24 protein-coding genes and 2 tRNA genes are annotated in these 25260 nt (G+C 69.4%); 19 read left to right on the top strand and 7 right to left on the bottom strand.

Annotation, left to right across the window (positions count from 1 at the left end):
• Positions 1 to 2: 2 nt before the first annotated feature.
• Both ACX80P_RS04980 and ACX80P_RS04975 read left to right on the top strand, forming a co-directional pair.
• Positions 3 to 75, top strand: a tRNA-Asn gene (locus tag ACX80P_RS04980).
• 113 nt (positions 76 to 188) lie between these two features.
• A complete protein-coding gene (locus tag ACX80P_RS04975) occupies positions 189 to 1706 on the top strand; it encodes an SDR family oxidoreductase (protein WP_459276945.1) in 1518 nt (505 codons plus the stop codon).
• A gap of 8 nt (positions 1707 to 1714) precedes the next feature.
• On the opposite strand, the gene ACX80P_RS04970 is transcribed toward ACX80P_RS04975, so the two are convergent.
• Positions 1715 to 2944, bottom strand: a complete 1230-nt coding sequence (locus tag ACX80P_RS04970; protein WP_459276944.1) for a multidrug effflux MFS transporter — start codon at positions 2942 to 2944, stop codon at positions 1715 to 1717.
• A gap of 289 nt (positions 2945 to 3233) precedes the next feature.
• Here ACX80P_RS04970 and ACX80P_RS04965 point away from each other — a divergent pair, with 289 nt between their 5' ends.
• The 7 genes from ACX80P_RS04965 (at position 3234) to ACX80P_RS04935 (ending at position 10070) form a co-directional block, all read left to right on the top strand.
• Positions 3234 to 4670, top strand: a complete 1437-nt coding sequence (locus tag ACX80P_RS04965; RefSeq protein WP_459276943.1) for a sugar porter family MFS transporter — start codon at positions 3234 to 3236, stop codon at positions 4668 to 4670.
• Between the two features lie 153 nt (positions 4671 to 4823).
• Positions 4824 to 5648 carry a phage holin family protein gene (locus ACX80P_RS04960; RefSeq protein ID WP_459276942.1) on the top strand — a complete coding sequence of 275 codons (825 nt, stop codon included), beginning with the start codon at positions 4824 to 4826 and terminating at the stop codon, positions 5646 to 5648.
• A 107-nt stretch (positions 5649 to 5755) separates the two neighbouring features.
• Positions 5756 to 6379, top strand: coding sequence for a CDP-alcohol phosphatidyltransferase family protein (locus ACX80P_RS04955; RefSeq protein ID WP_459276941.1), 624 nt, complete (start codon positions 5756 to 5758; stop codon positions 6377 to 6379).
• Positions 6367 to 7242, top strand: a complete 876-nt coding sequence (locus ACX80P_RS04950; protein WP_459276940.1) for a DMT family transporter — start codon at positions 6367 to 6369, stop codon at positions 7240 to 7242. Before ACX80P_RS04955 ends, ACX80P_RS04950 begins: the two co-directional genes overlap by 13 nt.
• A 58-nt stretch (positions 7243 to 7300) precedes the next feature.
• Positions 7301 to 8530: a glycosyltransferase gene (locus tag ACX80P_RS04945; protein WP_459276939.1), complete on the top strand. Its 1230-nt coding sequence runs from the start codon at positions 7301 to 7303 to the stop codon at positions 8528 to 8530.
• Between the two features lie 64 nt (positions 8531 to 8594).
• Positions 8595 to 8668: transfer RNA gene (locus ACX80P_RS04940), tRNA-Ile, on the top strand.
• A 211-nt stretch (positions 8669 to 8879) separates the two neighbouring features.
• Positions 8880 to 10070, top strand: a complete 1191-nt coding sequence (locus tag ACX80P_RS04935) for an acyl-CoA dehydrogenase family protein (protein ID WP_459276938.1) — start codon at positions 8880 to 8882, stop codon at positions 10068 to 10070.
• Here the strand turns inward: ACX80P_RS04935 and ACX80P_RS04930 are convergent.
• Positions 10067 to 10717 (bottom strand): M23 family metallopeptidase, encoded by a 651-nt coding sequence (locus ACX80P_RS04930; RefSeq protein WP_459276937.1) that lies wholly within the window; start codon positions 10715 to 10717, stop codon positions 10067 to 10069. The two genes, ACX80P_RS04935 and ACX80P_RS04930, sit on opposite strands and share 4 nt — an antisense overlap.
• Before the next feature lie 429 nt (positions 10718 to 11146).
• Here ACX80P_RS04930 and rpsB point away from each other — a divergent pair, with 429 nt between their 5' ends.
• The 6 genes from rpsB (at position 11147) to ACX80P_RS04900 (ending at position 16183) form a co-directional block, all read left to right on the top strand.
• Complete coding sequence (gene rpsB, locus ACX80P_RS04925) at positions 11147 to 12097, top strand: 30S ribosomal protein S2 (RefSeq protein WP_459276936.1); 951 nt, start codon at positions 11147 to 11149, stop codon at positions 12095 to 12097.
• 76 nt (positions 12098 to 12173) lie between these two features.
• Complete coding sequence (tsf, locus tag ACX80P_RS04920) at positions 12174 to 13010, top strand: translation elongation factor Ts (RefSeq protein WP_459276935.1); 837 nt, start codon at positions 12174 to 12176, stop codon at positions 13008 to 13010.
• 173 nt (positions 13011 to 13183) lie between these two features.
• Positions 13184 to 13924 carry a UMP kinase gene (gene pyrH / locus ACX80P_RS04915; protein ID WP_459276934.1) on the top strand — a complete coding sequence of 247 codons (741 nt, stop codon included), beginning with the start codon at positions 13184 to 13186 and terminating at the stop codon, positions 13922 to 13924.
• Positions 13925 to 14033: 109 nt separating this feature from the next.
• Positions 14034 to 14591 (top strand): ribosome recycling factor, encoded by a 558-nt coding sequence (gene frr, locus ACX80P_RS04910; RefSeq protein ID WP_459276933.1) that lies wholly within the window; start codon positions 14034 to 14036, stop codon positions 14589 to 14591.
• Positions 14591 to 15529, top strand: a complete 939-nt coding sequence (locus ACX80P_RS04905) for a phosphatidate cytidylyltransferase (protein ID WP_459276932.1) — start codon at positions 14591 to 14593, stop codon at positions 15527 to 15529. The genes frr and ACX80P_RS04905 overlap by 1 nt, the downstream gene beginning before the upstream one ends.
• Before the next feature lie 75 nt (positions 15530 to 15604).
• A complete protein-coding gene (locus ACX80P_RS04900) occupies positions 15605 to 16183 on the top strand; it encodes a DivIVA domain-containing protein (RefSeq protein ID WP_459276931.1) in 579 nt (192 codons plus the stop codon).
• Positions 16184 to 16207: 24 nt separating this feature from the next.
• Here ACX80P_RS04900 and ACX80P_RS04895 read toward each other — a convergent pair whose 3' ends face one another.
• The 4 genes from ACX80P_RS04895 to ACX80P_RS04880 are packed head-to-tail and all read right to left on the bottom strand — an operon-like array spanning position 16208 to position 20051.
• The gene (locus ACX80P_RS04895) at positions 16208 to 17674 is read right to left on the bottom strand and encodes a sodium/solute symporter (RefSeq protein ID WP_459277497.1); all 1467 of its coding nucleotides are present in this window, start codon (positions 17672 to 17674) and stop codon (positions 16208 to 16210) included.
• A gap of 25 nt (positions 17675 to 17699) precedes the next feature.
• Positions 17700 to 18128 (bottom strand): DUF485 domain-containing protein, encoded by a 429-nt coding sequence (locus ACX80P_RS04890; protein ID WP_459276930.1) that lies wholly within the window; start codon positions 18126 to 18128, stop codon positions 17700 to 17702.
• Positions 18125 to 18844 (bottom strand): LytR/AlgR family response regulator transcription factor, encoded by a 720-nt coding sequence (locus ACX80P_RS04885; RefSeq protein ID WP_459276929.1) that lies wholly within the window; start codon positions 18842 to 18844, stop codon positions 18125 to 18127. The genes ACX80P_RS04890 and ACX80P_RS04885 overlap by 4 nt, the downstream gene beginning before the upstream one ends.
• Positions 18845 to 18863: 19 nt before the next feature.
• Positions 18864 to 20051, bottom strand: coding sequence for a histidine kinase (locus ACX80P_RS04880; RefSeq protein WP_459276928.1), 1188 nt, complete (start codon positions 20049 to 20051; stop codon positions 18864 to 18866).
• Positions 20052 to 20262: 211 nt separating this feature from the next.
• On the opposite strand from ACX80P_RS04880, the gene ACX80P_RS04875 reads away from it, so the two are divergent.
• Entirely contained in the window at positions 20263 to 20646 is a 384-nt protein-coding gene (locus ACX80P_RS04875; protein ID WP_459276927.1) for a DUF485 domain-containing protein, read from the top strand.
• An 8-nt stretch (positions 20647 to 20654) separates the two neighbouring features.
• Positions 20655 to 22280 carry a monocarboxylic acid transporter gene (locus ACX80P_RS04870; RefSeq protein WP_459277496.1) on the top strand — a complete coding sequence of 542 codons (1626 nt, stop codon included), beginning with the start codon at positions 20655 to 20657 and terminating at the stop codon, positions 22278 to 22280.
• A gap of 93 nt (positions 22281 to 22373) precedes the next feature.
• On the opposite strand, the gene ACX80P_RS04865 is transcribed toward ACX80P_RS04870, so the two are convergent.
• On the bottom strand, positions 22374 to 22850 hold the full coding sequence (locus tag ACX80P_RS04865) for an Lrp/AsnC family transcriptional regulator (protein ID WP_459276926.1): 477 nt from the start codon (positions 22848 to 22850) through the stop codon (positions 22374 to 22376).
• Positions 22851 to 23036: 186 nt separating this feature from the next.
• On the opposite strand from ACX80P_RS04865, the gene pdhA reads away from it, so the two are divergent.
• The gene (gene pdhA, locus ACX80P_RS04860; RefSeq protein ID WP_459276925.1) at positions 23037 to 24224 is read left to right on the top strand and encodes a pyruvate dehydrogenase (acetyl-transferring) E1 component subunit alpha; all 1188 of its coding nucleotides are present in this window, start codon (positions 23037 to 23039) and stop codon (positions 24222 to 24224) included.
• A complete protein-coding gene (locus ACX80P_RS04855; protein ID WP_459276924.1) occupies positions 24224 to 25258 on the top strand; it encodes an alpha-ketoacid dehydrogenase subunit beta in 1035 nt (344 codons plus the stop codon). Before pdhA ends, ACX80P_RS04855 begins: the two co-directional genes overlap by 1 nt.
• The last annotated feature ends 2 nt before the right edge of the window (positions 25259 to 25260 follow it).

Here is a 25260-nt window from a genome sequence, read left to right as displayed (position 1 = left end):
TTTCCTCCGTAGCTCAATTGGCAGAGCATTCGACTGTTAATCGAAGGGTTACTGGTTCAAGTCCAGTCGGAGGAGCAACGAAGGGTCGGTGGCCGGGGTGATACCCGGGTCACCGGCCCTTTTCCTTTGCCCGGGTAGGGGAGGACGGGCTCCAGGGACCTGTCAGAGCGCAGGCGTAGGCTTCGGCCATGGACACTGAACGTACTGACGGCAAGCTCATCCTGGTGACCGGGGCCACGGGATACATCGGCGGCCGGCTCGTGACGAAGCTGGTCGCGGAGGGGCGCCGCGTGCGCGTCGTCGTCCGGTCCCCGCAGAAGCTCAAGGACGTCCCCTGGGCGGGGTCGGTCGAGATCGTCGAGGGAGACCTGCAGGACCGCGAGGTCATGCGCAGGGTCACCCGGGGCGTCGACATGCTCTACTACCTCGTCCACTCCATGGGTTCCGGCCGGAACTTCGACAGGCGCGAGGCCGACATCGCAGCCATCGTCTCCGAGGCCGCCACCGCAGCGGGAGTGCGCCGCATCGTGTACCTCGGCGGGCTCCATCCCGAGGGCGTGGAGCTGTCCACCCACATGCGGTCCCGCACCCAGGTCGGCACGATCCTCCTCCAGTCCGGCACGCCGACCATCGCCTTCCAGGCCGGCGTCGTCATCGGGTCCGGATCGGCGTCGTTCGAGATGATCCGCCACCTCTCCGACGTCCTGCCCGTCATGCCCGCGCCCAGGTGGGTCCTGAACCACATCGAGCCCATCGCCGTCCGGGACGTCATCCACTACCTCATCGGGGCGCTCGACCTCCCCGAGGGACTGAACCGGACGTTCGACCTCGGGTCCCGCGAGGTCCTGACCTACGCCGAGATGATGAACCAGTACGCGGAGGCCGCCGGGCTGCCGCGCCGGAAGATCCTGGCGCTGCCGGTCCTGACGCCGCGCCTGGCCGGGCACTGGGTGAACCTGGTCACGCCCATCCCGCGCGCCATGGCCATGCCCCTCATCGAGTCCCTCCAGCACGACGCCGTCACCTCCGAGCACGACATCGACCAGTACATCGCCGTGCCCGAGGGCGGGCTGACGGGCTACCGCCGGGCGGTCGACCTCGCGCTCGGCAAGATGCGCGGGGGAGAGGTGGAGACGAGCTGGGCCGGCGCGACGCAGGAGGACGCCGAAGCCGACCCGCTGCCCTCGGACCCCCAATGGGCGGGCCACACCGTCTTCACCGACGTCCAGACCTACAGTTCGAGTGCGTCGCCGGACAAGCTGTGGAGCGTCGTCGAGGGGATCGGCGGCGAGAACGGCTGGTACTCGTGGCCCGTGGGGTGGGCGGCCCGCGGCTGGATGGACAAGCTCGCCGGCGGAGTGGGCCTCCGCCGCGGACGGCGCGACGCGAAGGAACTGCTGACGGGGGAGGCGCTGGACTTCTGGCGTGTGGAGGAACTCGTGCGCGGTGAGCGGCTGCGGCTCCGCGCGGAGATGAAGGTGCCCGGCAGGGCGTGGCTGGAGTTCCGGATCACGCCGGACGGCTCCGGCAGCTCCTACTACCAGCGCGCGGTCTTCTTCCCGCGAGGTCTCTCCGGACGGCTGTACTGGCTGGCCGTGCTGCCCTTCCACGGCTTCATCTTCAAGTCCATGGCACGCAACATCGCCAGGACGGCGGAGGCCCTGCCCTCGGACACAGGGACGGAGTCGCAGACCGCCCCTGCCTGAGGGGACGGCTACTGCAGGGCGGGGACGGTCCGGGGCCGCACGACCGTCCAGAGGAAGACCACGCCGAGGGCGATGCACGCCGCCATGACGAGGGCCATGGGCGTGGCGGAGTCGATGCCCTCGCCCAGCAGGCCGACGAGCGGGGAGATCAGGCCCGCCGTCCCGAAGGTCACCGCTCCGAGGAGGGACGCCGCAGTGCCGGCCTGCGCCCCGTTGTTGATCAGGGCGAGGACCTGCACGCAGGGGAAGATGAAGCCGGTGGCCATGATGTAGAACCACAGCGGCAGCGCCGTCCCCCAGAAGCCGAGGCCCAGCTGGTCGAACGCGATGATCAGCACGGCCATGACCAGCTGGACGACCGTCGCCGTGGCGATCACCCATTGCGGACCCACGCGGCGGAGGACCCTGGCACCGATCTGCACCCCGGCGACGATGCCGAGCGAGTTGACGGCGAACAGCAGCCCGTACTGCTGTTCGTTCAGGCCGTACGGGCCCTGGAACAGGAAGGGCGATGCGGAGAGGTAGGAGAACAGGCCGGAGAAGTTCATGCCGCCGACCAGCAGGATCCCGATGAAGATGCGGTCCCCGAGGACCGTCCGGTACCGCTGGGCGACGGTGAGCCCGGACCGGCGGCGGTTCTCCTCGGGGAGGGTCTCGATGATGAACATCGACACGGCGATGATCACCAGGACGCCGTAGCAGGCGAGGAACCAGAAGATCCCGGGCCAGGGGAACAGCAGCAGCAGCTGCGATCCGATGACCGGCGCGAAGATGGGTGCCATCCCGTTCACGAGTGCCATGTAGGACAGCATCCGCACGAGGGTGTAACCGCCGAAGAGGTCGCGCACCATCGCCATCGCGACCACGCCGCCACCTGCGGCGCCGATGCCTTGGAGCACACGGAACAGCATGAGCATGGTGATGTCCTCCGAGGACGCCGCGCCGATGGACGCGCCGACGTGCAGGGAGGTCGCGAGGATGAGCGGCAGGCGACGGCCGATCGTGTCACTGAGCGGTCCCACGAGAAGCTGTCCGCACGCGAACCCGATGATCGTTCCCGTGAGGGTCAGCTGGACTGCGGCCTCGGAGACACCCAGGTCGGATCGCAGCGCCGGGAAGGCGGGCAGGTACAGGTCGATCGTGAAGGGCCCGAGGGCCGTCAGGGTGCCGAGGATGAAGACGTAGATGATCTTCTCGCGGCGGGACAGGGTGTCGCCTGGATGGGTGATGGTACTCAAGGTCTGCCTAACGGAAACGGTGGTGCTGCAGGGATGCGCGGCGGGTTGAACAGGGGAGGGATCGACTGCGGCGGCCCGGCGACGACGGCGGAGCGGCTCACGACGTGCAACTGATCGTCCACGGTGGGAGGATTTGGTTGCTGCGACGAATCAACGTCGCTCCTATCCTATGACCCCCGTCAACACCCGCGTCCTTCTCCGGCGTCCGGTCGCCCGCCGGAGCCGCTGCTGAGCAGGCTCCGGGCTGACGTAGGGTGATGGAGGACCGAACGAGCAGGGAGAACCGACCATGAGCGACCACGACGCCGGCACAGCGGATGCGGCTCCGCCGCGGCACCTCGCGCGGGTCATCGCCATCACGATCGCCGCCGCCGTCGGAGGGCTCCTGTTCGGCTTCGACACGGCCGTCATCAACGGGGCCGTCGACTCGATCCAGGCCGACTTCGAGCTGAGCGCGAGCGTCCTCGGTTTCACCGTGGCCATCACGCTCCTCGGCTGTGCTGCGGGCGCATGGTTCGCGGGCGGCTTCGCAGACCGCTGGGGGCGCAAGAAGGTGATGGTCGCGGCAGCCTTCCTGTTCGCGGTCAACTCGGTGGGGTCGGCCCTCGCCGTCTCCGAGTGGGACCTCATGGCCTGGCGGCTCGTCGGAGGCGTGGCCATCGGCATCGCCTCCGTCATCGTGCCCGGGTACATCGCCGAGATCGCGCCGTCGAAATGGCGCGGGGGGCTCGCCTCCGTGCAGCAGCTCGCCATCACGATCGGCATCTTCGTCGCCCTGCTCTCCGACGCCTCGCTCGCGACTGCCGCCGGCGGCGCCGCGAACGACTTCTGGTGGGGCCTGTCCGCCTGGCGCTGGATGCTCCTCGTGGGCGTCGTCCCGGCCGTCGTCTACGGCGTCCTCGCCCTCGTCATCCCCGAGTCGCCGCAGTTCCTCATCCGGGCGAACCGGGACAGGGACGCCGCGCAGATCCTGTCACGGGTATCCGGCGTCGAGGACACCGAGGCCAGGATCCGCCAGATCCGGGAGAGCTTCGACCGCGAGGACCGCGCGAGCTACCGGGACCTCCGCGGGCCGGCGCTGGGGCTGCAGCCCATCCTGTGGGTCGGCATGGCCATCGCGGCGCTCCAGCAACTCGTCGGCATCAACGCGATCTTCTACTACTCCACGACCCTGTGGAAGTCCGTCGGCTTCAGCGAGAGCGATTCCTTCACGACGTCGGTGATCACCTCGATCATCAACGTGGCCATGACGTTCGTCGCCATCTTCTTCGTCGACCGCATCGGGCGCCGCAAGCTGCTGCTCGCCGGGTCCATCGGCATGACCGCCGGGCTGCTCGCGGCGACCCTCGCGTTCCTCCAGGCGGACGGAAGCGGCGAGGACCTCGCCCTGCCCGGGATGTGGGGTCCGATCGCCCTCGTCGGCGCCAACCTGTTCGTCATCTTCTTCGCCGCCACCTGGGGACCTGTCATGTGGGTCACCCTCGGCGAGATGTTCCCCAACCGCATCCGCTCGATCGCCCTCGGCGTCGCCACGATGGTCAACTGGGTCTTCAACTTCATCGTCACGCTCACCTTCCCGTGGGTCAGCGAGAACTTCGGTCTGTGGGTCATGTACGCGGCCTTCACCGTCTTCGCCGTCCTGTCCTTCGTCTTCGTCCGGACCAGGCTCCCGGAGTTCGCCGGCAAGGATCTCGAGGACAACGCCGAGCTGGCATCAGCGAGGTGAGCAGCGCAGCGGGCCGGCGTCGGGGATCGAACGCCAGTACCGCATCGCGGCGCGTCGTGCTCCCGACGGCGGGGAGGACGGCGCGCACCGGCCCGATGGTAATTTTGGTTCAGCGAATGTCCAGCAAGACACACACGAATGGAGGCAGGGCCTATGAACAGCTCGGCTAGTACGCGCGGCAAGCGGTCCACAGGCTCACTCTCGCTCTACGGATTGATCAGGCTGCTCGCGCGCCTGACCCCCAGGCAGGTCAGCGACGAGTTCTCGATCGCCGTCGCACAGCTGAAGCAGAAGGGCGTCAAGGCCGGGATCGCGGCGGCCTTCCTCGTCGTCGCCCTCGTCTTCGTGCTGTTCTTCGCCGTCGCCCTCGTCGTCGCAGCCATCATGGGCCTTGCCGAGATCATGCCGGCGTGGCTGGCCGCGCTGCTGGTCGCGCTGCTCTTCCTCGTCATCGGCGGCATCCTCGCGCTGATCGGTGTCTCCCGCCTCAAGAAGCAGCTGCCGCTGCTGCCCGAGGACGCGATCCGGGGCCTCCGCTACGACCTCGGCGTGCTCAAGGAAGGCCGCAGCTTCGACCCGGCCACGCTGGACGTCAAGAAGCCCAAGGAGGACAAGAAGCCCAAGGACGACGTCACCAAGGACACCAAGCCGAAGGAGCCGACGCCCTCCTACGAGGAGCTGCGTGGCCGGACCGGCGAGCGCCGGATGCACATCGCCGACGCCCGCGACTCGCTCGGTGCCCGCGCCGACGTCAAGACACGCCTCGACAAGGCCCGCCACCGCTCGCCGCAGGCCGCGACGTCCGTCGGCAAATCGCCGGCCACCGGGTCCGCAGGCAACGGGAACGTCGCCGCGGTCGCCGTCCGCCGGGACGTCCCCCTCAACACGACCCTCGCCGACCGCTGGAAGCCGCTGAGTGTCCTCGCCGCGTCCGTCGCCGCGATGCTCGTGATGCTGCGGCGGCTCCTCAGCAGGTAGCAGCCAGCCTGACCCGCCAGGCGGTCGGTCCCCCTCCCAACCCGCAGTCCGGGCAGGGGACGGGGATCGGCCGCCTGCCTGCATAATGGGGTGGGGAGGCACGGGTGATGAGACTGATCGGGGCCGGAGGACGGCCGGGCAACGAGGGTACGGTGCTTGCGACCGCCTGGACCCTGCCGAACCTCGTCACGATCGTCCGGTTCCTCGGCGTCCCGCTGTTCGTCTGGTTCATCACGCAGCAGCGCTACGGGGCCGCGGTCATCACGCTCGTCGTCATCGGTTCGACCGACTGGGTCGACGGGTATCTCGCCCGGCGGCTCAACCAGGTGTCCGTCGTCGGGAAATGGCTGGACCCGGTCGCCGACCGCACCGCGCTCATCGTCGTCGCCGTGACCTTCGTCGTCGACGGCATCGCGCCCGCGTGGCTCGTCTGGACCATCGTCATCCCCGACATCATCCTCATCATCAACGCGCTCGTCCTGTTCCGCGGCCCGCTGCACCTCCCGGTCGTCACGGTCGGCAAGATCCGCACCGCGCTGCTGCTGGTGGGCGCGCCGCTGCTCCTGCTGCACGAGGTCGAGGGTTTCGGGCAGGAGTGGATCCTGGTGGTGGCCCAGGTCCTCCTCGCGGCGGGGTGCGTGCTGCACCTCGTCGCGTTCTGGGTGTATTTCACCGCAGCGCACCGCACGTACCGGCTGGAGCGGGCCGAGCAGCAATCGTGCCCGCCCTAGCGGTCGCGCTCGCGCTGCTCGGCGCGGTCTTCCTCGCGTTCGGAGCGCAGCGCCAGGGCAGTGCCGTGCGGGCGAACACGGGCGGGCTGACCCTCAGCTCGTCCGGCTTCGCCCGGCTGCTCACCAATCCGCGCTGGCTGTTCGGGCTCGTCCTGCTCGTCACGGGGACCGCCCTGAACGTGGTCGCGCTCGCGCTCGCCAGCCTCACGGTGGTGCAACCCATCGGGGCCATAGCGCTCGTCATCACCACGATCGTGAACTCCCGCGACCAGGGCATCCGGATCAACCGCCCCACCATCGCGGCGATCACCGCGTGCGTGACGGGGAGTGCCTTCTTCGTCGTCCTCGCCGTGAACGTCACCCGGCAGAACCACGCGGTCGAGCCCGCACAGGAACTGGCGGTGGTGCTCCTGCTGGGTGCCGCCGTCCTGCTCTTCGGCGCCCTGGCCGCGGTGGGGAGGCATCGCCTCAACGCGTTCGCCTACATCCTCGGGGCCGGTGTCCTGTTCGGGTTCGTCGCCGTACTGACGAAGATCGTCGCCGGCCACCTGCTCGACCCGAACGGCCGGTTCCTGCTCAACGTCTCCCTCCCCACGCTGCTGGGGCTCGCGGCCGCCGTGGCGCTGGGCATCTGGTTCGTGCAGAGCGCCTACGCCACCGGACCGCCCGACCTCGTCATCGCGGGGCTGACCGTGATCGACCCGATCGTGGGCATCGCCGTGGGCATCACCATCCTCGAAGAACTGCAGCCGGATGTCCGGACGGTGACGGCGCTCGGCATGGGCGCTGCAGCCCTGATTGCTATTGTTGGGGTCGTTGCCCTGTCCCGACACCATCCCGACGTCGTGAAGCGGCAGCGCTGATCCGAGCCATCCGAGCCATCCGAGCACTGTCCAGCACACCGACGTAGGGGATCCTCGCGTGAGTTACCCGGCTGATTACAAGCCCCTGACCATCCTGATCGCCGCGGACACATACCCGCCCAACGTGAACGGTGCCGCCCAGTTCGGCTACCGCCTGGCGAAGGGCATGACGGGACGCGGCCACGCGGTCCACGTCCTCGCACCCGGCGCGTCCAGCGGCCCGAGCTTCACCGAGCCGGACGGAGACTGGTTCGTCCACCGCCTCCGCTCGCACGGCGTCCCCACGCACGACTACTGGCGGATCTGCCTTCCCTGGGAGATCAAGCGGGACATCAGCCTGCTCTTCGACCGGGTCCAGCCCGACGTCGTCCACATCCAGTGCCACTATATGGTCGGGCAGTACGCGCTGTACGAGGCCGTGCAGCGCGGCATCCGGGTCGTGGCCACGAACCACTTCATGCCCGAGAACCTCAACCCGTTCCTCCCCTTCCCCGAGTGGTTCAAGAGGATCGTGGCGAAGAACTCGTGGAGGGACATGGGCAAGGTCATGGGCAAGGCCGCCGCCGTCACCACCCCCACGCCACTGGCCGCCAAGGCCATGCACGACCACGCCTTCCTCCGGGAGGTGCTGCCCGTCTCCAACGGCATCGACGCCGCCGCCTACGAGATCCGACCCGGCGAGGTCGTCGAACCGCCTGAGCACCCGACGGTCCTCTTCGTCGGGCGGCTCGCCGAGGAGAAGCACGTCGACGTGCTGATCGACGCCGTCGCCCGGACTCCCGACCATCTCGGCGTCCGCCTCGAGATCGTCGGAGGCGGCGAGGTGAAGCCGGCACTGCAGGCGCAGGCCGCCCGCCTCGGGATCAGCGACCGCGTCACCTTCCGCGGCCTGATCGACGACGACGAGCTCCGCAGGTGCTACATCCGTGCTTCGCTGTTCTGCCAGCCCGGCACCGCCGAACTGCAGTCGCTCGTCACCCTCGAGGCGATGTCGGCGTCCACGCCCGTGCTGCTCGCCGACGCCATGGCGTTGCCACACCTGGTGTCCGACGGCGAGAACGGCTACCTGTTCGAGCCGGGGAACGCCGACGAGCTGGGCCGGCGCATCACCGAGATCCTCAGCCTCCCCCTCGAGGACCAGCGGACGATGGGCGCGGCAAGCCGGGCCATGGTCGGCAAGCACGACATCAATGCGACGCTGGAGACCTACGAGGGCCTGTACTACGGGATTCTCTCCTCACAGGGACTGAGCCTCCGCGAGGCGGACGCCGGGGTCCGCATACAATGAAGGCTGCGGCCGGCGCCGGGACGGATCGTCCCGGCTGCGGCGCACCAGGGGCTGCGCGCTCCTGGGGGCTGTAGCTCAGCTGGTTAGAGCAGCGGACTCATAATCCGTTTGTCCTGGGTTCAAGCCCCAGCAGCCCTACCCACCCGGTCGACGACGACCCCACGCATGCGCCGCCCGTCACCGCGGGCGGCGCATGCGTCGTCCTCCGCTCTGCGGCACACTCTCCGGCCTGCCACTGGCGCCCTAAGTTACTGGCGGGTAACATGAGGGCGTGGGCGTCAGCCCGCACAGGACTGAGCGTGGTCGAGGAACAGTGCTGGTCGCCGCCGACCAGAGTGAGGGGAACCCCATGAGCAAGACGACGATCGACGTCGACAACCTTCCGTACGCCGATGGCGACTTCTACGCCTTCGAGGAGCTGTTGTCCGACAAGGAGCGCTCCCGGCTGCAGGAGATCCGATCCTGGCTCACCCGGGAGGTCCGCCCCCACGCCGTCGACTGGTGGAACCAGGGTGTCTTCCCCCGGGACCTCATCCCGAAGATCGCCGAGCTGGACGCCGTGAGCCCGGTCCACCGCCAGGGCTACTCCAACCTCTTCGCCGGCATCACCCACGCCGAGTTCACCCGGGCCGACACCTCGTTCGCCACCTTCATGGGCGTCCACGACGGGCTCTTCACCGGCTCCATCGAGGCCCTCGCCTCGAAGGAGCAGCAGGACGAGTGGCTGCCGGACATCTACGCGATGAAGAAGATCGGCGCCTTCGGCCTCACCGAACCGCTCGGCGGCTCCGACGTCGCCGGCGGGACCCGGACGACGGCGCGTCGCGACGGCGGCTCGTGGGTCCTCAACGGAGCCAAGCGGTGGATCGGCAATGCGACGTTCTCCGACTGGGTGGTCGTCTACGCTCGGGACCTCGAGGACAACCAGGTCAAGGGCTTCCTCGTGGACACCACGCTCCCGGGCTTCTCCTCGACGAAGATCGAGAACAAGATCGCTCTGCGCACGGTCGAGAACGCGGACATCGTCCTCGACGACGTGGTCGTCCCCGACGACTTCCACCTGAAGGGCGCCAACAGCTTCCGTGACACGAACAAGGTCCTCAAGGTCACGCGTCTCGCCGTGGGCTGGCAGGCCGTCGGCCAGCAGCTCGCCGCATTCGACGTCGCCCGCCGGTACGCGGTGGAGCGCGAGCAGTTCGGACGGCCGATCGCCAGCTTCCAGCTCGTCCAGCAGCAGCTCGTGCAGATCCTCGGCAACGCGATGAGCTCCATGGGCATGATGGTGCGCCTGTCCCAGCTCGAGGACGCCGGCGTGGCCAAGGACGAGCAGTCCGCCCTCGCCAAGGCCTTCACCACGGCCCGCATGCGCGAGAGCGTCGCGGCGGGGCGTAACATCCTCGGCGGCAACGGGATCGTCACCGACTACGGGATGGCGAAGATCTTCTCCGACGCCGAGGCGATCTACTCCTACGAGGGCACGCAGGAGATCAACACCCTCGTGGCGGGCCGGTCGATCACGGGCATCGCCGCGTTCGTCTAGTTCCCGAACGGAAGCAGGACCGACGGGCGCCGGTCCATCACGAAGGACAGCGGGTCCACGTACTCACCGTCCACGCGGACGCCCCAGTGCAGGCACGGCTCCGGGCAGTGCCCGAGGATCGGACCGCCGACGGGCCGGGGACCGGCGGAAGCGCGGAGTGCTGCGACCACCTGCCCCCTGCCGGCGCGATCGCCCCGCACCAGGTCGGTGGTGACCGGTTCGAAGCTGCTGACCCGTCCGTCCCCGTGGTCGATGGACAGGACGCCGCGATCCACCACCGTCCCGGCGAAGGACACGATGCCGTCGGCGGGACTCACCACCTGGACGGCCGTGCCTCCACCCGCGGACAGGTCGACGCCCCGGTGTCCGCGCTTCCACTTCTGCGGCGGCTTCTCGAACGGGCGCAGGACCTCCGGCACCGGGTCCAGGGGCCAGGTCCACTCCGGGACGAACGGGCCCGGACCGGACCCCTCGTCGACAGCGGACGCAGGCGCGGCGGCGTCGGCAGGGGGAGGGGAGCCGGGCCCGGGCGACAGGAACAGCAGCACCGCGAGGAGGGCGACGCCCACGGAGCCGACAGGACGCTCCCGTGCACGGGAGCGCCGTGGACAGGGCCGGTGTGCTGGAGGATCGAGGGGACTGGCCATGGGCCCATCCTCCATCCCTGGTCGGCGGGGGACGCGCTCCGCCGCCCTTATGTAGACAGCCGGGGTCGTGGGCCGAGCACCCCTCCCGGAGGGGTCGCGGAGCCCCCGCCCGAGGCCCGACGTCGGCCCGATCCCGCAGTCCCGCTGTAGTACACTGGACCCAGCAGCCTGCTGCTCCCTCCTCCGTTTGCCCCGCGCATCGATGGGTGATGGAGATTTTCAGGCTGACTACGCGTGCCTGCGATTCTTCGCCTCCGCATGGCGTCGAAGTGCCCGCCCTGCGGTCCGGACCAGTCCGGTAGGGGAGGGCATGTCCACTCGACGACCGGGTACCAGGACGTACCGGCCACCCCGGCCGGCACCGAGACAACCGTCAACAAGCTTCAGGCGGCGCCACGCGCCCGAGCCGAAGCTGAAGAAAGGCAGAACATGCCAGTCGTAACCATGCGCCAGCTGCTCGACAGCGGCGTCCACTTCGGTCACCAGACCCGCCGTTGGAACCCGAAGATGAAGCGCTTCATCTTCACCGAGCGCAACGGCATCTACATCATCGATCTGCAGCAGTCGCTGGGCTACATCGACCGCGCGTACGAGTTCGTCAAGGCCACGGTCGCCCACGGCGGGACCGTGCTCTTCGTCGGCACCAAGAAGCAGGCCCAGGAAGCGATCGCCGACCAGGCGACGCGGGTCGGCCAGCCCTACGTCAACCAGCGCTGGCTCGGCGGCATGCTCACCAACTTCCAGACGGTGTCCAAGCGCATCCAGCGCATGAAGGAACTCGAGGAGATCGACTTCGAGGACGTCGCCGGTTCGGGTCACACCAAGAAGGAGCTCCTGCTCCTCAAGCGTGAGCTCACCAAGCTGCAGAGCAACCTCGGTGGCATCCGCAACCTGACCAAGGCACCCTCCGTCGTGTGGGTCGTCGACACGAAGAAGGAGCACCTCGCCATCGACGAGGCGAAGAAGCTCAACATCCCGGTCGTCGCGATCCTCGACACCAACTGCGATCCCGACGAGGTCGACTTCCCGATCCCGGGTAACGACGACGCCATCCGCGCCGTCAACCTGCTGACGCGCGTCGTCGCCGACGCCGTGGCCGAAGGTCTCATGGCCCGCCACAACCGCTCCGGCAACAACGAGGCCGCTGCCGACGAGCCCATGGCCGAGTGGGAGCGCGAACTGCTCCAGGGCAGCCCCGACGCCGCTGCCGCAGCGCCCGAGGCGGCAGCTCCCGAAGCTGCAGCGGACGCCCCCGCAGCCGAGGCTCCCACCGAGGTCCCCGCCGTCGAGGAGGCGCCCGCAGGTCTGCAGGCCCCCATCGCCGAGGAAGTCCCCGAAGCAGTAGCTCCCGCCACGGAAGCCGCCAGCGACAACAAGTAGTCCTCGATGCGTAAGGGGTGTGGGTCAAACCATGCCCCTTACGCATGTTCCGATCCACCTCAACTTAGGAGTTCATATGGCAAATTTCACTGCCGCTGACATCAAGGCCCTGCGCGAGCGCACGGGCGCAGGCATGATGGACGTCAAGAAGGCTCTCGACGAAGCCAACGGCGACGCCGACAAGGCCCTGGAACTGATCCGCATCAAGGGCCTCAAGGGCGCGACGAAGCGCGAAGGCCGCTCGACCGCCGAGGGCCTCGTCGCCGCTCGCGTCGAGGGCAACGTCGGCGTCATGGTCGAGGTCAACTGCGAGACCGACTTCGTCGCCAAGGCCGGCCCCTTCATTGAGTTCTCCAACAAGGTGCTCGGTGCGGCCATCGAGTCCGGCGCCTCCGACGTCGAGACCCTCCTCGCGTTCGAGCTGGACGGCAAGCCCGTCTCCGAGCACGTCATCGAAGCCGGTGCGCTGCTCGGCGAGAAGGTCGACATCCGCCGCGTGGCCCGCGTCGAAGGCCAGATCGTCGACGCCTACCTGCACAAGACGTCCAAGGACCTCCCCGCCCAGGTCGGCGTGCTCTTCGCCGTCGAGGGTTCGGGCGACGCCGCCGCCACGACAGCGCACGACGTCGCCGTCCACATCGCCGCGTACTCGCCCACCTACCTGACGCGCGAGGACGTCCCCGCCGAGCTCGTCGAGTCGGAGCGCCGCATCGCCGACGAGACGGCCCGCGCCGAGGGCAAGCCCGAGCAGGCTCTCGCGAAGATCGTGGAAGGACGCCTCACCGGCTTCTTCAAGGAGGGTGTCCTGCTCGACCAGGCCTTCGCCAAGGACGCCAAGAAGTCCGTCGCCGCGGTCCTCACCGAGGCCGACGCCAAGGCCACGGCCTTCGCACGGTTCCGCGTCGGGGCCTGATCCCTCCGGCCACGTCCACAGCACGACGGTGAAGGGCGGCCGCCCTCGAGGTGGCCGCCCTTTCCTGCGCTCGGGAGGCGCGCCCTATCCTGTAACGGGTCCGGCACCATCCCACCCGCATGATCGGCCGTCCCACCAGGACCGGCCCCACTACTATGCCCGGGAGGCATTTCATGGACACCACTTCCACTGTTCCGACGGATGGTCCCGCGGGTCGGCGCCGGGTCCTGCTCAAGCTCTCCGGTGAAGTCTTCGGCGGCGGCAAGCTGGGCGTCGACCCCGATACGGTGCGGTCCATCGCCCAGCAGATCGCCGCCACCGTCGGTGACGTGGAAGTCGCGATCGTCGTGGGCGGCGGCAACTTCTTCCGCGGCGCCGAGCTGTCGCAGAGCGGCATGGACCGCTCCCGTGCCGACTACATGGGCATGCTCGGCACGGTCATGAACTGCCTGGCCCTGCAGGACTTCCTCGAGCAGGCGGGCGTCGAGACCCGCGTCCAGAGCGCCATCACCATGGGTCAGGTCGCCGAGGCGTACATCCCGCGGCGCGCCATCCGGCACCTCGAGAAGGGCCGCGTGGTCATCTTCGGCGCCGGGGCCGGACTGCCCTACTTCTCCACCGACACCGTCGCCGCCCAGCGCGCCCTGGAGGTGCACGCGGACGAGGTCCTCATGGCCAAGAGCGGCGTCGACGGCGTGTACACCGCGGACCCGCACAAGGACCCGACGGCGGAGAAACTCGACACGCTGTCCTACGACGAGGCCCTGCGCCGGGACATCCGCGTGATGGACCAGACCGCCATGACGATGTGCAAGGACAACAACCTCACCATGGTGGTCTTCGGGATGCAGGGCGAGGGGAACGTCACGCGTGCCATCCGCGGCGAGAAACTCGGGACCCTCGTCACCATCTGACTCCCCGGGGGGCGGGGCAGGCCACGCCGCCGGGAGCGGCGCGCCGTTGAACTAGGATGAACCACTGGAACGGTTGCCGTGCAGCCGACTGCGGAGCGAAGGAGACATTGTGATCGAAGAGACCTTGCTGGAAGCCACCGACAAGATGGACAAGGCCGTGGAGGTTGCAAAGGAGGACTTCGCGACGGTCCGTACCGGCCGCGCGAACGCCTCCCTGTTCTCCAAGGTGGTGGTCATGTACTACGGCGCACCCACCCCGCTGCAGCAGCTCGCGTCCTTCCAGAACCCGGAGGCGCGCACCCTGCTGATCACGCCGTTCGACCGCGGCTCCCTCAACGACATCGAGCGTGCCCTGCGCGACTCCGACCTCGGCGCCAACCCGTCCAACGACGGCAACGTGATCCGCGTGGTCCTGCCCGAGCTGACGCAGGAGCGCCGCAAGGAGTACGTGAAGCTCGTGAAGACCAAGGCCGAGGACGCCAAGATCTCCATCCGCAACATCCGCCGCAAGGCCAAGGACGGCATCGACAAGGTCGTCAAGGACGGCGACGCCGGTGAGGACGAGGGCTCGCGTGCGGAGAAGGAACTGGACGCGATGACCAAGGCGCGGGTGGACCTGATCGACGAGCTGCTGAAGCGCAAGGAAACCGAGCTGCTCGAGGTCTGATGGCGGACCACGATCTCCCCGGTGCGGACCTCGCCTCCCCGTCCCGCCATTCGCTGCGGGCCCGCGGTACGTCCGTCCTCGGAGTGCTGAAGCGGCGACGTCCCGCCCGGGACCCCGGAACGCCGTCCCGGGCGGGACGCAACCTCCCCGCGGCCATCGGTGTCGGCGCCGGTCTCCTCATCCCGGTCCTCGTGGGCCTGCTGTTCTCCCCGATCGTGTTCGTCGGCATCGTCACGCTGTTCGCCGTCCTGGGGGTCTGGGAGATCTCCCGGGCCCTTGGGCTGCGCCGCATCCGCGTGCCGCTCGTGCCCACCCTGGCGGGCACGCTCGTGCTCCCGGCCTCCGCCTACGTCGGCGGGCCCCAGGGGCTCGCCGCGGCCATCACCGCCGTCGTCGTCGTGATCTTCCTCTGGCGTTCGCTCGACCCTGCGCCGGACGCCGCGAAGAGCCTGATGGCCGGGACGTTCACCGTGCTCTGGGTCCCGTTCATGATGAGCTTCGCGGTGCTGCTGATGCGCGCCGACGGGGGCTTCCTCATCATCGCCACGCTCCTGCTGCTCGTCGTCGCGAACGACACCTTCGGGTACCTGATCGGCGCGTTCTTCGGCAAGCACCCCATGGCGCCGAAGATCAGTCCCAAGAAATCCTGGGAGGGCTTCGGCGGCTCCATCGGCGGAGCGCTGATCGTGGGCGGGCTGTGCGCAGTCCTCCTGCTCGGGCAGCCGCTGTGGGTCGGCCTGGCGCTGGCCGTCGCCACCGTCGCCTCGGCGACGGCCGGCGACTTCGCGGAATCGATGATCAAGCGGGAGCTCGGTGTGAAGGACATGGGCACGATCCTCCCCGGCCACGGCGGGGTGATGGACCGCCTCGACTCGATCGTCCTGGCCTCCCCGGTGGCGTACCTGCTGTCCGCTACATTGGTGCCGGGATTGCTCTGACCGCAGGCAGGCGGGGGGATCCCGGGGCCCCCGGGCTCCCTGTCCCTGGAGGTCTCGGCAGAAGGATCAGCACACATGGACGTCGCCCGCCCGGGTAGCTCCCCGTTCGCCCGCGTCGGACGCCGGGAACTCGGCTACAAAACCCGCCAGGTCGACCGCTTCCTGGCCAGGGCGCGCGGCTCCTACGACGCCGATGACCCGGACGCGGACGCCGTCACCAGCCGGGAGGTCCGGGCCATGGCCTTCGACCCGGCCCGCGGCGGCTACGAGACCCAGGCTGTCGACGCCGCGCTGGACCGGCTCGAGGACGCCTTCGCACTGCGCGAGCGCGACCACCTGATCAGCACCGAGGGTGAGGACGCCTGGCTGCGGCAGATCGGCCGGACCGCCGCCGTGCTGCGTCGGAGGCTCCACCGCCCGGCGGGCGAGCGGTTCCGCCGGCCCGTGAAGCCGGGCAGCCCCAGCTACGACGTCGAGGACGTCGACCGCCTGTGCGACGACCTCCTGCAGTACCTCGAGAACCACGTCCCCCTGAGCGTCGACGCCGTCCGCCGCGCCGTGTTCCGTGAGGCCAGGGGAGCGGACGGCTACGAGGAGAACCAGGTGGATGCGTTCCTGGACCGGGTCATCGACCTCATGGCCGGCATCGACTGACCCCGACCCGCGGCCGTGTCCCGGCTACCGCGGCTCCGGGCTGTGGAGGCGCGCGAGGACCCGCGACGCCGTCGCCGGTCGCCGCCCCGCCGTCGCCCGCGACACGAGCACCATGGCCAGGAACGCCGCCGGCACCGTCCACAGGGCCGGCTGGCCCAGCCACACCCAGCGGTCGCCTGCCCCGGGGCCCAGCAGGGCCGTCGCGGCGATCGACCCGCCGCACAGGACCGCGCCGACGAGCATGCCGGCGATCGCTCCGGCGTCCGTGAGGCCTCGCCACCAGATCCCGAGCAGCAGCAGGGGGCAGATGGTGGAGGCGGTGAACGCGAAGACGGATCCGACGCTGCCGGCCAGCGCGAGGGTGTCCGTCAGGAGGGCGATCGTGAGGGGGACGACCGTGGACAGCAGCGCGGCCCGCCGGAACCCTGTCACGCTGCCCTGGAAGAACTCCTGGCTGATCACCCCTGCCAGTGACACCACCAGACCGCTCGTCGTCGACAGGAACGCGGCGAAGGCGCCCGCGGTCACCAGCGCGGACAGCAGGTCGCCCGTGGCGCCGTCGAAGATGCGCCCGGGCAGCAGGAGGACCGTGGCGTCCGAGGCGCCCCGCGCCGCGAGTTCAGGGGTGTGGATCCGGCCGAGGATCCCGTACACCATGGGGAACAGGTAGAAGACCGAGAGCAGGCCCAGCACGAGCACCGTGGTCCGCCGCGCGGACGCCCCGTCGGGATTGGTGTAGAAACGCACCAGCACGTGCGGGAGTCCGAGGGTGCCGAACAGGAGCGCGATGACGAGCGAGAGGGTGCCGTAGAGGGACGCGTGCGCCGTCGTGTTCAGGTCGGCCGTGAACGCGCTGCCTCCCGCGGTGATCTGCGCACCCTCGGCGCCGAGGCGGAACAGGATGAACGCCGCCGGGACGGCGAGGGCCGTCAGTTTCAGCCAGTACTGGAAGGCCTGGACGAAGGTGATGGAGCGCATGCCGCCCGTGACGACGCTCAGGCACACGACGACGACGACGGCGAGCGGCCCCACCCACGACGGCAGGCCCGTGGTGATCCGCACCGTCAGGGCGGCACCGTGGAGCTGCGGCACGATGTACAGCCAGCCGACGACGACGACGAGCATGCTGGTCACGCGGCGCACCAGCAGCGAGTCCAGGCGCGCCTGCGCGAAGTCGGGGATGGTGTAGGCGCCCGAGCGGCGCAGGGGAGCGGCGACGAACAGCAGGAGCATGAGGTAGCCGGCCGTGTAGCCGATCGGGAACCAGAGGGCGTCCACCCCGGAGATGAGGATGAGCCCGGCCACGCCGAGGAAGCTCGCGGCGGACAGGTACTCGCCGCCGATCGCGGAAGCGTTCCACCAGGGGCGGACCGTCCGGGAGGCGACGTAGAAATCGCCCGTGGTCCGTGAGATGCGCAGCCCGTAGATGCCGATGAGCACGGTGCTGAGGGCCACGAGGAGCAGGGCCGTGTAACCGACGGCGGGGCTCAGGTGCAGGCCGGCGGCATCGAGCGCGTCAGTCATCGACGAGGTCCTGGAAGCGCCGCTCGTTGCGGGAGGCGCTGCGCACGTAGAGCACCGCGCAGCCGATGACCAGCGGGTAGACCCCGAGGCCGAGGATCAGCCAGGGGACGGGGACCGTCAGGACCGTCACCGTCTCGATGGCCGGGAACACCGCGAACAGGACCGGGATACCCATCAGGATGACCAGGAAGCCGCCGGCCACCACGAGGGCGAGGCGCAGCTGCGACCGGATGAGGGAGGCGACGAACACCTGGCCCACCTCGGACTGCTCGGCCATCTCGCGGGCCACGGGGAAGGACGCCCCCGTGGCGCGGGCGGCCGTCCGCGGGGCGGTCACCCGGACGCGGCGGGGCGACCCGGCCGCGTCCGGGGCCGCCGGGGGGTCGGCCGCCGGGGGTCGACGGGATTCCTCGGGGATCACTGGCCCGGGCGGAGGCGCGTGGCCTCGAGTTTCTCGCGCACGTCCGGCAGATGCCGTCGGCTGACCGGCAGCTCGGCGTCGCCGACGAACAGGCTCGCGCGGCCGGCGCTGATCCGGACCTTCCGGACCTGGTCCATGGCCACGAGGTAGGAGCGGTGCGTCCGCAGGAACCCGGCGTCGGCCCACTGGCGCTCGAGGTCGTTGAGCGGGATGCGGATGAGGTAGCTCGCCTCGGAGGTGTGCAGGCGGGCGTAGTCGCCCTGCGCCTGGACGTAGCGGACGTCGTCGCGTCGGATCATGCGGCTGACGCCGCCCTGGTCCACCGTGATGACCTCCGGAGCGGGAGTGGAGCCCTCCATCAGCTCGCACACGCGCCGCACGGACTCCGCGAGGCGCTCCGCGCGGACGGGTTTCAGGAGGTAGTCGACGGCGCGCAGTTCGAAGGCCTCCAGGGCGCGGTCCTCGTCCGCGGTGATGAACACGACCGCGGGCGGGCGGCTGGAGCGGGAGATCACCCGGGCGATGTCCAGGCCCGAGAGGGCCGGCATGTGGATGTCGAGGAAGAGGGCGTCGACGGGGTGCTGTTCGAGGGCCCTCAGTGCCTCCGCACCGCTCGACGCGCGGTGGATGGTCCCGACGCGCGCGTCCCGGCCGAGCAGGAACGCCAGTTCCTCGACGGCGGGGAGTTCATCGTCGGCGATGATGACGTTCAGCATGCGTCCTAGATTACGCGCCTCATGCCTGGTGATCCGGCTGGGACTTGGGTACACGCATCGTGATGAGCGTGCCCGCACCGGGCGCGGTGTCGATGATCAGCCCGTGGTCGTCGCCGTACACCTGGCGCAGGCGGGAGTCGACGTTGCGGAGGCCCACGTGCACGCCCTCGGTGTGCCCGGCGAGCACGGACCGGAGGTGCTCGGGCTCGATCCCCACGCCGTCGTCCTCGATGGTCACCTCGGCGAAGGCACCGACGTCGTGCGCCGTGATGGTGATGTTCCCGATGCCGTCCTTCGAATCGAGCCCGTGGCGCACCGCGTTCTCCACGAGCGGCTGGAGACTGAGGAACGGGATGACCGTGCTGAGCACCTCGGGGCCGATCTCGAGGGAGACCTTCAGCCTGTCGCCGAACCGTGCGCGTTCGAGGAGGAGGTAGCGGTCGATGCTGCGCAGTTCCTCCGCCACGGTGGTGAAGTCGCCATGGCGGCGGAACGAGTAGCGCGTGAAGTCCGCGAACTCGACCACGAGGTCGCGGGCGCGCTGCGGGTCCGTGTTGATGAAGGACGCGATCGCGTTGAGCGAGTTGTAGATGAAGTGCGGGCTGATCTGGGCGCGGAGGGCCCGCACCTCGGCCTCCGCGAGGAGCCGGCGGGAATAGTCCAGTTCGGCGAGTTCCACCTGGGTGGACACCCAGCCGGCCAGCTCGTTCGTGGCCCGGACGAGGCCGGCGTTCACGTCGTCGGCCACCGCTCCGACCGTCCCGACCACGCGGTCGTCCACGCGGATGGGGGAGAGCACCAGCTCGCCGGGCTCCGCGAGGCCCGCGGCCTCGAGGTGCTGGCGGCGGAACACCTGCGTGCGGCCGCTCTCGAGGACCTGCCGGATTAGGGGCATCAGGTCCGGCGGCGTCCCGCGTCCGCCGTCCCAGGCGAGCACACCGGCGTCGTCGCTGATCATGAGCACGTCGCACCGCAGGAGCCCGTGCAGGTACCGGCTCGCCTTCGAGGCACCCGCCGGCGTGAGGCCCTCGCGCAGGTGCTCGGAGGCGAGCGACGCGGTATGGAGCGTGGCGTAGGTGGCGCGGTCGGCGTCGGACCCGAGGTCCCGGTACGAGCGCGACAGGCGGAAACCGAGGGAGGCGACCACGGCGAGGGTGACGACGACGACGGCGCACACCAGGGCGGTGTCGACGGCGGCGCTGAACATTGCTCCACAGTAGCCGCCCGGGTTCCCCGCCCGGCGCCTCCGGTGACCGTTCACCGCATCCACCGGCGCGCTCGGCGACGGACGTCCGTGTCCGGCTGGTGCACCCCGCAGCCGTCCCGCACAGTGATGGGAGTCACACCGACGTGCCTTCCTGCGTTGCGACGGTGCCGCCCTCGCGGCTGGAGTGACTCCCGAGAAAGAAGGAGGAACCATGGGCTCGCACCCAGGAGAGCCGATCGCCGGCTCCGGTCCTGCCGTCGACTTCACCGACGTCCAGCAGACCGAGCAGTTCAGGGAACTGCGCAAGCGCCACCGCAGTTTCGTCTTCCCCATGGCAGTGTTCTTCCTGCTCTGGTACTTCGCCTACGTGCTGCTGGCCGCCTACGCGCACGACTTCATGGCCACACCGGTGATGGGCAACATCAACATCGGCATCGTCCTCGGACTGCTGCAGTTCGTCAGCACCTTCGCCATCACCATGTGGTACGTCAGCTACGCCAACCGGCGCCTCGACCCGATCGCCGCGAACCTGCGGCACGAGCTCGAGGAAGCGGCACCCGAAGCGTTCATCGACCCGTCAGGCGGAAAGAAATGATCCCTCTCATGAGTGCGGGCGTCCGCGTACCGCTCCAGGCCGCCGAGACGACGACCGTCGGCTCGCCGCTGCTCAACATCACCATCTTCGGACTGTTCGTCGCCGTCACCCTGGTGATCGTGCTCAGGGCGAGCCGCAACAACAAGACCGCGGCCGACTACTACGCCGCCGGCCGCTCCTTCACCGGCGGACAGAACGGTACCGCCATCGCGGGGGACTACCTCTCCGCGGCGTCCTTCCTCGGCATCGTCGGCGCGATCGCCATCAACGGCTATGACGGGTTCCTGTACTCGATCGGGTTCCTCGTCGCGTGGCTCGTGGCCCTGCTGCTGGTCGCGGAACTCCTCCGCAACACCGGCAAGTTCACCATGGCCGACGTCCTGTCCTTCCGCCTGAAGCAGCGTCCCGTCCGCATCGCGGCGGCCATCACCACGCTGGCCGTCTGCTTCTTCTACCTCCTCGCGCAGATGGCGGGCGCCGGCGGGCTCGTCTCCCTCCTCCTCGGCATCGACGACCGCCTCGGCCAGTCCCTCGTCATCACCGTCGTCGGCGTCCTCATGATCATGTACGTCCTCATCGGCGGCATGAAGGGCACCACCTGGGTGCAGATCATCAAGGCCTGCCTGCTGATCTCCGGCGCGTTCATCATGACCGTCTGGGTCCTGGCCCTGCACAACTTCAACTTCTCCACCCTGCTCGGCGCGGCGATCGAGACCTCGGGCAACGCGGCCATCACGAGCCCCGGCCTGCAGTACGGCCTCAGCGCCATCACGCGGCTCGACTTCCTCTCGCTCGCGCTCGCGCTCGTCCTCGGTACCGCCGCCCTGCCGCACGTGCTCATGCGCTTCTACACGGTCCCGACGGCGAAGGAGGCCCGCCGGTCCGTCGTCTGGGCCATCTGGCTCATCGGCGCGTTCTACCTCTTCACGCTCGTGCTCGGCTACGGTGCCAGTGCGCTCATCGGTTCGGAACGCATCCTGGCCGCTCCGGGCGGCGTGAACTCGGCGGCCCCGCTGCTCGCCTACGAGCTCGGCGGATCGATCCTCCTCGGACTCATCTCCGCCGTCGCCTTCGCCACGATCCTCGCGGTCGTCGCCGGCCTGACCATCACCGCCGCGGCCTCCTTCGCCCACGACATCTACGCGAGCGTCATCCGCAAGGGCCGGGTCGACCCGGACGGCGAGGTCAAGGTGGCCCGCCGCACCGTCATCGTGATCGGACTGCTCTCGATCGCAGGCGGCATCGGCGCGCAGGGCCAGAACGTGGCGTTCCTCGTGGCGCTCGCGTTCGCCGTGGCGGCCAGCGCCAACCTGCCGACCATCCTCTACTCGCTGTTCTGGAAGAAGTTCAACACCCAGGGTGCGGTCTGGAGCATGTACGGCGGCCTCGGCTCGGCGATCCTGCTGATCGCGCTCTCCCCGGTCGTCTCCGGCGGCGAGAAGTCGATGATCCAGGGTGCCGACTTCTCGGTGTTCCCGCTCAGCAACCCGGGCATCGTCTCGATCCCGCTGGCGTTCTTCCTGGGCTGGCTGGGCACCACGCTCTCCCGCACCCCGGAGGACCCGATGAAGCAGGCCGAGATGGAGGTGCGCTCGCTGACCGGTGTCGGTGCCGAGAAGGCCACCGACCACTGATCCGCGGATCCACGCACGAGCGAGGCCGCCCCACCGCACGGTGGGGCGGCCTCCTCCGTTCCGGGGCGGCCCGGTTCGTTCCGGGACGGGCCGTCAGCCCGTGGGGCGCGGTCCGCGGGCCAGGAGCGGCTCGACCCGGAACGGGATGAGCTCACCCATGGCCAGGGACGTGTCGCAGCGTTCCACGCCGTCGCAACCGAGGATCTTGCCGTTGATCCGGAAGAGGTCCTCGGCGTCGAGGGCGACCACGCGCACCAGGATGTCGGCCTGCCCGGTCAGGCCGAAGGCCTCGATCACCTCGGGCACCGCGGCGATGCTGCGGGTGATGTCCGCCAGCTTCTGCTGCTGCACATGGACGTGGATGAACGCGGTCAGGGGATAGCCCAGGGCCACGGTGCTGATGCGCCGCTCGAAGGAGAGGAAGACCCCCTTCTTCTCGAGCTGCGCCATCCTCGCCTGGACCGTGTTGCGGGACAGGCCGAGCTTCTGGGCGAGCGCGACGACGGTGCGCCGGGAGTCCTTCGCCAGGGCCTGCAGCAGGCGGGTGTCGGTGAGGTCGAGGGGTTGCATAGTGCGCAACGCTAACACGGCCCCCGAGGCCCTGACCGCGCAGTCTGCTCAGTCGAGGACAGGATGGTTGTGCCACCTGTGCGGTGTGAGTAGGGTCACAACCACTCCGGGTGAAGGCGCCCGGAGCCCTTCCAGCCGCGCTGACCGCCGGCGGAGGGTCCGCTGCGAATGCGAAGGTTGCGTGCAATGGCCCAGGACGGCGCCCGGCCAGGATCGGGATCCACCGGCGAGATCGACGCCGGACCAGGAAGCGGGACGGTGCTCCCCGGCCCCGCCCACGCCCGTGCGGACGACCTCGTCCAGCTCATCGACTCCCACGGCCGCCGCCACCCCCACGCGCACTACGACGCGCTCGTGGCGGACGTCGACGGCGCCGCACTGCAGGGGCTCTACGAGGACATGGTGGTGGTGCGGCGCATCGACGCCGAGGCCACCGCGCTGCAGCGCCAGGGGGAACTCGCCCTCTGGCCGCCGCTGCTGGGCCAGGAGGCGGCCCAGATCGGGTCCGGCCGCGCGCTGCGCTCCGACGACTTCGTGTTCTCCAGCTACCGGGAGAACGCCGTCGCCTATTGCCGCGGGGTGGACCTCACCGACATCCTCCGGGTCTGGCGGGGCAACGCCTCCTCCGGCTGGGACCCCTACACGATCAACATGGCCACCCCGCAGGTCATCATCGGGGCGCAGACCCTCCACGCCACCGGGTACGCGATGGGCATCATCAACGACGGCGCCGACTCCGTGGCCGTCAGCTACTTCGGCGACGGCGCCACGAGCCAGGGCGACGTCAACGAGGCCATGGTCTTCGCCGCCAGCTACCAGGCGCCGGTCGTCTTCTTCTGCCAGAACAACCACTGGGCCATCTCCGAGCCCGTGGGGCTGCAGGCCCACGTGCCGATCGCGCGCCGGGCTCCCGGTTTCGGCATCCCGTCCGTGCGCGTGGACGGCAACGACGTCCTCGCGTGCCTCGCCGTGACCCGTGAGGCCCTCGCACGAGCCCGCTCCGGCGGCGGACCGACCTTCATCGAGGCCGTCACCTACCGCATGGGCCCGCACACGACCGCGGACGACCCCTCACGCTACCGGGACCCCAACGAACTCGAGGACTGGGCGGCGCGCGATCCGCTGGCACGCCTCGCGACCCTGCTCGATTCCCTCGGGCTGCTGGACGCCGACTACACCGACTCCGTGAAGACCACGGCCGACGCCGTGGCCGCCACACTGCGCGAGGGCTGCCTCTCGATGCCCGAACCCGCGCCGTCCGACGTGTTCAAGCACGTCTACAGCACACCGAACTCCTGGCTGGACCGCCAGCAGGACCACTACGAGCGCTACCTCGCCTCCTTCACCCGGGCACCCCAGGAAGGACAACGCTGATGTCCACCATGACCTTCGGCCGCGCGATCAACGCCGGCCTGCGCCGCGCCATGGACGACGATCCCAAGGTGATCCTCATGGGGGAGGACATCGGCAAGCTCGGGGGCGTCTTCCGCATCACGGACGGGCTGCAGAAGGACTTCGGTCCGCACCGCGTCATGGACAGCCCGCTCGCCGAGGCCGGCATCATGGGCACGGCCGTCGGCATGGCCTACCGCGGGTACCGCCCGGTGGTGGAGATCCAGTTCGACGGTTTCATCTATCCGGCGTTCGACCAGATCGTGTGCCAGGTGGCGAAGCTGCACTACCGCACGCAGGGCGCCGTGAAGATGCCGCTCACCATCCGCGTGCCCTTCGGCGGCGGCATCGGCTCGCCCGAGCACCACTCGGAGTCGCCCGAGGCGTACTTCACCCACACCTCCGGCCTGCGCGTGGTCAGCGTCTCGAACCCGCAGGACGCCTACACGATGATCCAGCAGGCCATCGCCAGCGACGACCCCGTGCTGTACTTCGAGCCCAAGCGCCGCTACCACGTCAAGGGCGAGGTGGACGAGGCAGCGGATCCAGCGTCGTCGGACATGGGGGCCGCACGCGTGGTCACCGAGGGGACGGACGTCACGCTCGTGACCTACGGCCCGCTCGTGCCGACCGCCCGCGACGCCGCCGTCGCCGCGTCCGACGACGGCATCTCGATCGAGGTGATCGACCTCCGGTCGCTCGCCCCGATCGACTTCGCGACCGTCGAGGCGTCCGTCCGCAAGACGGGGCGGCTCGTGGTCACGCACGAGGCCGCGCAGTCTGGCGGGCTCGGTGCGGAGATCGCCGCGAGCATCACGGAGCGGTGCTTCGACTACCTCGAGCACGCCCCCGTCCGCATCACGGGCTTCGACATCCCCTACCCGTACTCCAAGCTCGAGTTCCACCACCTCCCGGACCTCGACCGGATCCTCGACGGCGTGGACCGCGTGATGCGCCGACCGAACTCGCTCAGCGGACTCGACCACCCCCACAGCAGCCAGGGAGCAGGACAGTGACA

This window comes from Arthrobacter arabinosi (assembly GCF_054511115.1).
The sequence above is the reverse complement of the archived record's forward strand: the minus strand, read 5'-3'. Positions and strand labels throughout refer to the sequence as shown.